This window comes from Plesiomonas sp. ZOR0011 (assembly GCF_000800945.1).
In the GTDB taxonomy this organism is placed as follows: Bacteria; Pseudomonadota; Gammaproteobacteria; order Enterobacterales; family CAMTGL01; genus Plesiomonas; species Plesiomonas shigelloides.
On record NZ_JRKB01000012.1, the window covers coordinates 195,248 to 204,078 of the forward strand.

The window sequence follows — 8,831 nt, forward strand, 5'->3', positions numbered from 1 at the left end:
GTTTTATTAGCTTAGACCTGATCTGACAGTTACCGATTATTTATGCTGGTGTCTGTCAGATTACATCTGGTTTAAATTTATCTTATTACAGGTACGTTTTTCATCAAGTAAAGTTTCCATTGGCGTCCGGTCACAGCACATTTTTTCCTGAGGGGTTCGCTCATTATTATAGTATTATAGTGGGCTAACCATTCATCAAGATCAGATTGTAATGTATCAAGATTACCACATGATTTGTTACGGAACGTCATCTGATAAAATTTGTTAAGTATTGTTTTATGGAGCGTCCGCAGATACCATTGGTCTGCGATGACATTGCCTTCGTTTTGGTGTGTTTAATGTCATTTATCGCCAGATAAAGCTGCTAATCATGCTGCCCCACTTCTCCACAGTATTCTGTGTCTCTGTCTGTCTGTATCCTTAGCATCGGCAGACCATGAGACATATAAAACGCTAGTACACGATCATTCAGTAAATCAGCCGCTGTAATTGGCGTTTTGGATACGTAGAGCTTGCAGTGAGCCACCGTCGAGTATATATCAACGAACGTCTGATAATAGATACGTCAGATATCTTTCAGCTTACCCACGTAGAACGTATCTTGTGAACCCAGATATCCTAGATGGGCGGTTTCAATTACACCACAGGCTTCATCATAGCTGGCTTTACGCTCCAGTGCAGCAATTGGCTATCAGTCAATTCTATGCCATCACGGTCGACCTTATCCTCCAATGTTTTAAGGCGCTTTTTGAGGTTCTCGAGGTTGTGGCGTAAGCAGACGGAACGAACGCTATTCCCTGAAATAAACATGTCCTGTTTACGTAGCTCGTTGCTGGTCCGGTGCTTACCGTAAACTGGGCATGTGATAGCGTAATCAATAACAGCTCGCTCGGTAGCCTCATCGGTACGATTCTTAAGGTTAGGAGTGAGACGACTGCGATTTATTACTGCATCTATGCCACCTTCATCGACCAGCTCTCTATAACGATAAAATATGTCGCGAGAAACACCCATACCAAAACCGGTAACTCTCAATCTTTAAAGGCTCAGTGTCCGATAAAATCGCGACTAATACACGTTAGTTGAAAAAATATCATCTGGCATGGTCATCCAGTTTTATGTGGTGTAAACTCTATTATTTAAACAAGATGATGATTCATTAATCCATTCGTCGACGTCAACTATTACTAAATTCGATAATGTATCTGCATATTTATAAATAATTTCTGGTGATACTATATATTCAACTCTATTGATTATGTAACTAGGTTCGGAAATTACATGTTTACCTATGCTATTGCATTCAATGCGAATGGATATGTAATAAATTAAAAACTTAGGTTCTAATGGCCGTAAAAAGTCAATAATTGATATCGATAGTAAGTTATCCCTCGTTCCATTGATACGTCTATTGAATGCATTCTCAGTTATCGCTGTGATTTCTCTCTTTAACTTAGCCTTCTCTATATCACTTTTTACATCAATAAAAGAAATAACGTTGTTTATAAATGAAATGTTGTCATTATTGTAATGTTTGACTTTTATTTTTGAATAATCATCTTTAACTATTTTAAAGAATGGAATTTTATCCACGCCAATAAGATAAGATGTTAATCTCTCGGCAAGAAAGTTGGGTGATTGAGATGTCGGATGATAATAGGCCATGCTTTGTGCATATGCTAAAATTGTAGTAATTGCTGTAGGAAGATTTCTTGGGTTTGAAAAAATATCAGAATAGTTTTCTGTTGCGGTACTAGTATCAAAACCTAAAAATACTGCCGCCGCATCTGCGTACCTACGTCCGTCTGTGTTGATTGATAGTGAGGATGTGACAGATATACACCCGGCACCTGAGTCAGTCATCCATCTATTAATGTTTTTACCGATATTTACCATGATCTATCCCTGATAAATGGTATGTGGTCTTAGTCCATTATATAAATTGCTCGTTCTTAATCAATTATCTCTTTATGTTCTCTGTTGCCCACTTAAGTGCTTGCGTTCGATTTCGAACATTTATTTTCCTAAATAAATTGTAAATATGTGCTTTAACCGTATGCTCACTTACAAAAAGCATGCAGGCTATATCCATATTTGATGCACCTGAACGAAGTTGTTCCAGTACTTCTCTTTCACGAATGGTAAGTTTTGGGTAATTGACAAGTGCTGGTTGATTATGACGCAAGTGTTCGATCAGTAAACCACATAAACTTCGAGATAACCATAACTCACCACCTATAATAGAATTAATGCCTTTTATAAGAGTGTTTTCATTATCGATATCATGAAATACACCGCTAATCGTTGGCCATAATAATATATCCTCAGGTTCAATACTCAACGGGACATTGAAGAGTAAAGTCTTAATGTTATTTCGATGCTTTGATATACGGTATTGCCAAATCTTGGCCTCTCTTATATTCATCTTCGATAGATCAAATAGCATCAATGTAAGGTCTGCAGGTAACGTTTCTAGTGGGTTTGCAAGATTATGTATGCTCACTGTTAGAGTGGTTTTCTCACTCAATGATCTACTAAGTGCACTGGCCTGCAATGATGGTTTTGTGATGAGAAGTAAATGCATACTTTTTTTCATAAGACGCTCTGTATAACGGACAGATTAAAGAATTAATGTCAATATAGTTTATTACTTCAATTAGCACCATTACTAACTTAAAATAAATGGTTATATAAAACAATCGGATATGGTAGGTATGGGGTGGGTCTATAGCTATACAGCAAAAAGGTCATGTATGAGATTCGCTAATACGTTACACATAGTGCTCATTTTCGATGAATGTAGCTATGATCTTGTCATGTATTTCTGCCAATTTTGAGTACCCCAGAATCTTGCGATTTAGCTGGTTGCGAAGGTTCAGGTTTTCACTCTCAACGCGTCTGTGTATAGCTTCCCTATGCTGTGTTTGCCACTTAACAAGTGTCATAAGCACTGAAATTGTCCGTACACCAAACAGTGACATTAGAGCCTGGTAGCAAAACAAGTCATTTGCGAAGTGTATTTTTACTTTACCGTTCATATGCATGCGCAATGATGCCCTTAAGACGAGGCTCCAAGTGTGGCTGCTTTTTATTGCCGATAAATGACCACATTTCATTGATTTCATAAATAAGCGGAATTGTCGTTATCCAGCGCAAGCGAGGTTACGTTTTTCGGCGAGAGTGTTTAGTGTGCATACAACGGCATGGACGCTAATTTCAGTACGCGATCAGCATCTCGGATACCTGCTTTAATCATTGAAAATTCAATAGCTTGTGCGCTAATGCCCTACTGGCAGGTACGGTATTCTTACTCGAGTTGAAAACTACGTCAGTATACTTGACAGCGGTAAGGTTTAAGCCAGGTAGTTCCCAATCCATGCATTTTCACAGATTCTGTTTGCTGACAAAGTGAGCACTTTATATCAATCTTAGCCGTCATGATCTCTGTGATAAAAGTGAATAGTTTATAAGCTGATCACCATGTTGAACACATGACCGAAAATTACGTAATCAGAGAATAATGGCTCAAAATACACACTCACTTCATCTTGTTAACACACACAAACACAGTTTCTCCGATAGCCAAGATAAGTATGCCTCTCACCACACAGAAGAATAGCGAACAAGATAAAAAAACTGTTGTAAAAACAATGATTTGAGAAATGATTAAGTTGGCACCAAGGTATATATGGACAAAAAACACCATCCAATGAAAATGATTCTCAGCTAGTGAAATCGCATGACTTATACTTCGTGCAGGGAAAAAACCAAGCATTAATGATGCAGTTAAACACGTAAGTAAAGTAGAAATCACAAGAGTAAGTACTCTCTTCACAGAAACCAACATAAAAAAATAAAGTATGATTAGAGAATATTAATAAATTAACTAACAGTAAAGAGAGCTCCGCTCACTATTTTAATACAGCATGGCATTTTTGTTTCGAATCATTTCAATTTAAATAATGGTGGTGTTTTATAGCGATAGAGTATGCCAAAGTTGCATATGGAAATATAATTTAAAGCTCACTAAATAACTTGTAAGTTTTTAAACTTAGCTCGTAGTTACTCGCTAACCTTCGATAGCCATCTCATCGAACAAAAAAATACATTCAAGTGGTAACCTGATCACTCTTTTTCCTTTACGAATCTCGATATTATCAATAGTTAGACAGATCTCATCGACAAAGAACTGAATCGCAAAGTGCTGATCAATATACATATTGCAAGAAACCGTTCTAAACGGAACGCCTAGAATTTCATCAGTTTCAATTGTGAATTCAAACTGATAGTGAAAACCATCTGTACTATCAATTACCTGCATACTATTCATGAACGCATTCACGCCCCCAATACGGAAATAAAAATGAGAATGCTACTCACTGTCTCCAAACGCTAGATGGCTTGAGGTTAAAAACAATTAAAGACAGGTAATGATTGGCATCGGCACTGAGACCAGACCACTTGTATATATGATCAAGTTTATAGTACTCAATCATATATACATTGTAGTTGAATTATTGCAACTGCGCACATTAAGGGTCACAATCAAGCACTGTAAAAAATGAAACTACTGACTTTTATCATAACTTCATTAGAAATTTTCGTGATATAAGGAGTGTTCAGCCCCACTCCATTTCTGAAACGAGTCCAGTTTGCAAAGCTAACTTATTGGAAATACCCTATACTCAATCAATAGACAAGCCTTTCCCCTACCAATATCAAACGAGGTAATATGAATGTATTAATACTTAGACTCTCAATTGATAAAGCTATCAATGAAGGTTCATATGAATCGCCACCAATAAACTAGACACTTCCTAGCCGTTCTTGGTAAAGGTTTTCATACTCTACCGGCGACAGTAGATTATTGGAGCCATGCTTGCGTTTACTGTTGTAAAATATGTCAATGTAATCAAACACATCACTTCGCGCTTCATCTCGTGTTGAGTAGATTTTTCGTTTGATCCGTTCTCGCTTTAGCAGCTGAAAAAAGCTTTCTGCCCCTATAGATTTTTACTAGATTGCCGCTATAGAAATAAACATACGTAGAACAACACGTTAATTATCAAGAATCAGGGAAGACAACTTTATGAGAACAATGTCGTTGCGATTAAAAATACTTATTTCGTTGTTCCTCGCTATGGGGGTAGCTATAGTTTTGCTATCGTGGCGCAGCTACGCGTCACAAAAAAATATTTTGCTTGAGGGCGCATATGAACAAGTAGTTCGTTTGGGTACACTCCAAGCGGAAAGTATCAGTGATTGGCTTAAGAACCGACAAGATATTATTAAGTCTGTAGACAGTATAGAGGAAGGGCAAGTCGAGACAGCTCTGGAGCAAGCGAAAAATGCTGGAGACTTTCAGCTAGTCTACCTTGGACTTGATAACGGTACAGTATTTGACTCCGATCCTGCCTTAGATCTTAGCGGTATTGACCCTCGAACTCGTAGTTGGTATCAGGAAACTAAGCAACATGGGCAAGAAAAAATAACTAAGCCGTACTTAGATGCTGCTACAAATAGCTTAGTAATTACCATTACGCGACCAGTAGAAAGTGGTGTTATTGGCGGAGATATCTCTATCCAATCTCTAATATCAGGTATTAGTGAAATGTCACTTCCAGCAGATGGTATGGCGATTCTTTTACATAATGATGGCAGTATCATTGCAGCGAGAGGCAGTCGGGCCTCATTGAGTCAAGCTTCTGAGTTAGATAACGACCTAAACAGTGAACAACTTAGACAAGTTAAAAATGGCCAAGAACTTCATTCATTCTATTTCGAGCAAGAGCAGCGTAATAAGTTGTTATGGGCGGTTGATATACCAAATACTGACTGGGATCTCATTTTAATACTTGATAAAGATACTTTAGAAGCACCCCTGCATACTTTGCTATTAAGTCAGTTCGGATTGGCTTTGCTGGTTTTAGTGTGTAGCCTTTCAGCTATCGCCTACCTCATTAGCTTTCTTCTTGGCCCGTTAGCTAATGTTACACATGCATTAGCATGTATTGCGAATGGTAATGGTGATCTCACTCAACGCATTGTAGTTAAAACTCACGATGAAGTGGGACAATTAGCTAGCAGCTTTAATCGTTTTGTTGGTAGCCAACATAAACTGATTTCTGATATTCGCATTCTAGCCACTGAGTTAAATGAAGACGCTGACCGCAGTTTGTTCAGCAATCAAAAAACAGTTGGTGAATTACAACGTCAGCAGCAAGATGTCACTATGGTTGCGACTGCTGTAACTGAGATGGCTAGTGCAACCCAAGAGATCGCCGCTAGTGCGGAGCAAACCGCGACTGCAACACAGCAATCTACTGCTAGTAGTGAGCAAGGTAAGATACTCGTGAATAAAAGCCGTCAATCTATCAATAATCTAGCCAATGAAATGAGTGAGGCAACAGTGGTAATTGGAGCCCTTCATCAACATGCTCAAGCAATTTCAGGGATATTATCAACAATTCAAAGTATTGCCGAACAAACCAATTTGCTGGCTTTGAATGCTGCAATTGAGGCAGCGCGTGCAGGTGAACAAGGGCGGGGTTTTGCAGTCGTTGCAGATGAGGTTCGGGTACTTTCCCGTCGTACCCAAGATTCTACACAGGAGATTCATGCCACGATAGATACTCTGCAACAGACCACAGCTAGCGCTGTAAGTCTGATGCAAATCAGTCAAAATTTGGCGAGTGATAGTGTGAAGGATGCTGATGCCGCAGCACTAGCGCTTGATGAAATAACTCAGGCTGTTACACTAATTTCGGATATGGCTAGCCAAATTGCCACCGCGGCTGAAGAGCAAACACAGGTGACCGGAGAAATTACACAAAATACCACAGCAATTAAAGATGTTACAGATGAAATAGCCTTAGGTGCAACGCGTGATTTGGAACAGGCAAAAACATTGAAAGAAAAAGCAGATAATCTTAAAAATCAAGTGGCCACATTTATTTTATAAACAACTAAATAAATGGTTGCGTACAACAATTGGTTGTTTTTTGACAGCTAGACTATGATAACCCTCCTATTGTAGGAGGGTTATCACTATTTTATGAATGTGTTCTTAATTAGTCCCATCTAGAATACTCTGCTACTCTATTTCATTTATTTAGTTTTTGTATCTAAAGTGAGACTATAGTTTTTTTGTGTTTCTTTATGCGATAGAGTTTCTCTTTTCATGTTTTATATAATAAATTATATATTGTCATGCAATTGTAATTGTGGCTGCGTTTCATGTTGTTACATTTGTGCTTCCCTATTTAATTAGTGTAAGGATGTGGTATGCAGGTAATTCATTTTGCATTGATAATAATTATTTACATGCTTATGGTTCAGTTGATAAGTGTTGATTTCATGATAAGAGCTATACTGGCATTTATTTATTAATAGAGCGCGGAGTTCGGTTAGATGTTTTAAACTCACGTTTGATATGTGTTAGAGCAGATTTGTCTGCTCTAACACAATAATACTTTTAAACCTTACCACCTACACCTTTGAATTTTTCAATGAACGCGGCTATTTTCTGGAACACTGTAGATTCAACTTGTCAACGCAACACCATTTTCAATAACTTCTTTTGGTGTTTTAAATTTCAGGGTCTTCCTCGGCCTGCTGTTTAGTTGGGCTGCAACCTTATCCAGCTCCTGCTGGGAATATTGGGCAAGGCATGTCTTTTTAGGGAAAAACTGTCGTATCAGACCATTGGTGTTCTCGTTCGTGCTCCGTTGCCAGGGACTTTGAGGATCACAGAAGTAAACTTTGACTCCTGTACTGGCGGTAAGCTCCAGATGCTTGGCTAGCTCCATACCGCGATCCCACGTCAAGGACAGCCTGAGCGTGGGTGGAAGTTCCTGAAATTTGTCTATAAGCGCTTGATTTATTGACCCTGCATCCTTTCCATTTAGCTTGAGAATAACGGTATAGCGCGATTTCCTATCTACAAGTGTGGCTATGTGAGAGTTATTAGTGCCGGACACCAAATCTCCCTCCCAGTGACCGAATGATCGTCGGTTATCGATGTGCTTGGAGCGTTCGTGGATTGATATGCCATTCACGATATTGATAGTGCCCCTTTCTCCCTTGCGTGTATGGCGTTTTCCATGGCGCAGGCTATGAGACCGGCGAAGATGTTTAACAAGCAGATGGTGCAGCGCACTCCGATTGCGAAAATACAGCGTTTTATAAATCGTCTCAGCGGATATCTGCATCATGTTCTGGCGGGGGAACGTCCTTCTTAGCCACCCAGAGATCTGCTCCGGAGACCATTTTAACTCGAGTTTTTCCTGCACCAGATTTCGCAGTTGCGGATTCCGCTCCAGAAGGCATACCTTGGGTCTTTTGGCCATTCGATTAGCGCGATTATTGGCATCAACAGCTTTGTAGCCGCGTCTGCCACGATTGCGTTGAACTTCCCGTGATATTGTTGAAGGAGAGCGGTTAAGGGAGCGTGCTATGGCTCGAATACTCATTCGTGCCGATAGACCGGCTCGAATTTCCTCACGCTCAGATAACGTCAGGTGAGCTACTGCTCGACGGCGCTCGCTCGGTTTGATGCCTCCCGAGTCCCTCAGCATGGTGAAAATTGTGCCGGGTTTAGAATCCAAGATTCTCGCTATCTCGCTGAAGCCTGTTCCGCGCTTCCACAGATCAAAAACAAACGCTTTTTCCTTTGCTGTAAATGTTCGCTTCATTCAACAATCCTCCGCAACGGCATGCTTTCACATGGTTGTTGCGTTGAACAATTGAATCTACAGCGGCTTTTTTTAGAATGTCACGTTCTTCGGTGGCTCGCTTCAGCTCTTTTTGCAACCGCTTAATCTCTGCCTGAG

Annotated in this window: 6 protein-coding genes and 3 pseudogenes; 1 reads left to right on the forward strand and 8 read right to left on the reverse strand. The window is 39.6% G+C overall.

What is annotated here, in order from left to right; all coding sequences use genetic code 11:
* Positions 1-60 precede the first annotated feature (60 nt).
* The 6 genes and pseudogenes from L975_RS17875 to L975_RS17470 form a co-directional block, all read right to left on the reverse strand.
* Positions 61-1,014: pseudogene (locus L975_RS17875) on the reverse strand (helix-turn-helix domain-containing protein).
* A 102-nt stretch (positions 1,015-1,116) separates the two neighbouring features.
* The gene (locus L975_RS01760) at positions 1,117-1,896 is read right to left on the reverse strand and encodes a hypothetical protein (RefSeq protein WP_047706823.1); all 780 of its coding nucleotides are present in this window, start codon (positions 1,894-1,896) and stop codon (positions 1,117-1,119) included.
* A gap of 64 nt (positions 1,897-1,960) precedes the next feature.
* A complete protein-coding gene (locus L975_RS01765; RefSeq protein WP_047706824.1) occupies positions 1,961-2,596 on the reverse strand; it encodes a LuxR C-terminal-related transcriptional regulator in 636 nt (211 codons plus the stop codon).
* A gap of 175 nt (positions 2,597-2,771) precedes the next feature.
* Positions 2,772-3,439: pseudogene (locus L975_RS17880) on the reverse strand (IS1 family transposase).
* A 630-nt stretch (positions 3,440-4,069) separates the two neighbouring features.
* Positions 4,070-4,330, reverse strand: a complete 261-nt coding sequence (locus L975_RS01775; RefSeq protein WP_156121045.1) for a hypothetical protein — start codon at positions 4,328-4,330, stop codon at positions 4,070-4,072.
* Positions 4,331-4,806: 476 nt separating this feature from the next.
* Positions 4,807-5,001: pseudogene (locus L975_RS17470) on the reverse strand (IS3 family transposase); the annotation flags it as partial.
* An 88-nt stretch (positions 5,002-5,089) separates the two neighbouring features.
* Between L975_RS17470 and L975_RS01780 the strand changes: the two are divergent.
* Positions 5,090-6,961 (forward strand): methyl-accepting chemotaxis protein, encoded by a 1,872-nt coding sequence (locus L975_RS01780; RefSeq protein WP_047706828.1) that lies wholly within the window; start codon positions 5,090-5,092, stop codon positions 6,959-6,961.
* 580 nt (positions 6,962-7,541) lie between these two features.
* Here L975_RS01780 and L975_RS01785 read toward each other — a convergent pair.
* The gene (locus L975_RS01785) at positions 7,542-8,693 is read right to left on the reverse strand and encodes an IS30 family transposase (protein ID WP_047706829.1); all 1,152 of its coding nucleotides are present in this window, start codon (positions 8,691-8,693) and stop codon (positions 7,542-7,544) included.
* The coding region (locus tag L975_RS18405; RefSeq protein ID WP_156121047.1) for a hypothetical protein at positions 8,650-8,831 on the reverse strand (182 nt) is incomplete at its 5' end. The genes L975_RS18405 and L975_RS01785, both read right to left, overlap by 44 nt.

Coding starts and splice junctions, on each gene's coding strand:
- L975_RS01765 (WP_047706824.1), bottom strand. CDS start 2,596: ATGAAAAAAAGTATGCATTTACTTCTCATCACAAAACCATCATTGCAG.
- L975_RS01775 (WP_156121045.1), bottom strand. CDS start 4,330: ATGAATAGTATGCAGGTAATTGATAGTACAGATGGTTTTCACTATCAG.
- L975_RS01780 (WP_047706828.1), top strand. CDS start 5,090: ATGAGAACAATGTCGTTGCGATTAAAAATACTTATTTCGTTGTTCCTC.
- L975_RS01760 (WP_047706823.1), bottom strand. CDS start 1,896: ATGGTAAATATCGGTAAAAACATTAATAGATGGATGACTGACTCAGGT.
- L975_RS01785 (WP_047706829.1), bottom strand. CDS start 8,693: ATGAAGCGAACATTTACAGCAAAGGAAAAAGCGTTTGTTTTTGATCTG.